The 1,324-nt window shown below is 36.2% G+C and carries 1 protein-coding gene; it reads left to right on the top strand.

Annotated elements, in window-relative coordinates; translation table 11 throughout:
• Positions 1-1,188, top strand: a 1,188-nt coding sequence (locus tag PX484_RS00195; RefSeq protein ID WP_288102623.1) for a P-loop NTPase fold protein, incomplete at its 5' end; no start/stop codon positions are given.
• Between the last annotated feature and the right edge of the window lie 136 nt (positions 1,189-1,324).

The raw sequence follows: 1,324 nt of genomic DNA, 5'->3' as shown, positions 1-1,324 counted from the left end.
TACACCCATCAACTCTACACAGGACATCGAGGAGGGGGGAAATCCACGGAATTATTGCGGCTGAAAAAATATCTAGAGCAAAAAAATTGTTTTGTTGTTTATTTTGCGGCAGATGAAGACGATATCGATCCAGAAGATGCTCAATATACAGATATTCTCATTGCCTGTACGCGCCATTTATTAGAACAACTAAAACAGGCTAATTCAACCCCCTTAAAAAACTGGATAAAATCTCGTTGGCAGGATTTAATTGATTTAGCTTTAACAGAAATTAAAGTGGAAGATGTCAAATTAGAAACGGGAGACTTGATTAAATACTTTGGTAAATTGTCTGCGGCGATTCGGGCAATTCCCAGTCAAAGACAAGAAATAAGAAATAAAATCAATCCTCATACTGTTACGCTGTTAACAGCACTAAATGAGTTTATTGATAATAGCAAAACTGTCTTAGATGATTCAACAAAATTAGTGGTAATTGTTGATAACTTAGATCGCATTGTACCGATATATCGGCGAGATCATAAAACTAATCATGATGAGATTTTTTTAGATCGGGCTAATCAATTAAAGGGGTTAAATTGTCATTTGATTTATACTATACCTATTTCAATGGCCTATTCTAATCGGGCTAATGATCTACGCGATATTTATGATAATGACCCGATGGTTTTACCGATGATTATGATCCGCAATCTTGATCGTACTATTAATCCTGATGGTATGGCAAAAATTAAGGCTATTATTGAGAAAAGAACGCAGCAATTTTTACCGAAGAAAAAGCTAGAAACAGATATTTTTGAAAGTCAAGAAGTTCTGGAGCGATTATGTTTAATGACTGGAGGTCATGTACGAAACCTAATTTTATTAATGCAAACCGCTTTAGATCATGTGGATGCTTTACCTATTACCGCAAAAGCTGCTCAAAGAGCAATAACTCAAGCTAGAGATGTCTATCAGAGAACAGTAGAACACGAGCAGTGGAAAATTCTGGCTAAGGTATATCGTACCAACGAAATTCAAAATGATGAAGCTCATCGTAAATTATTATTCAATCGTTGTATTTTACAATATGCTTATTTTGATGCAGATGCAGAGTTGAAAAGTTGGTATGATGTGCATCCTTTAATTACCGAAATTAAGGAGTTTAAAGACGCAATCCTCAGCCAACCCACACCGGGAGGAGTATAATAATGACAAACCCAAAAGTAAAACCCTTAACTAACTTTCAGGAATCGGATTTTGAAGGATTGCGAGAAGAGCAACCCCTAACAGCAGCAGAATCCTATCAAGCATTACTGCGATCGCTGAGACGAAAAAATGGCTT

The sequence above is a fragment of the Microcystis sp. M49636_WE2 genome (assembly GCF_030065375.1).
Classification (GTDB): Bacteria; Cyanobacteriota; Cyanobacteriia; order Cyanobacteriales; family Microcystaceae; genus Microcystis; species Microcystis aeruginosa_C.
This window is presented reverse-complemented; position numbering and strand designations above follow the sequence as displayed.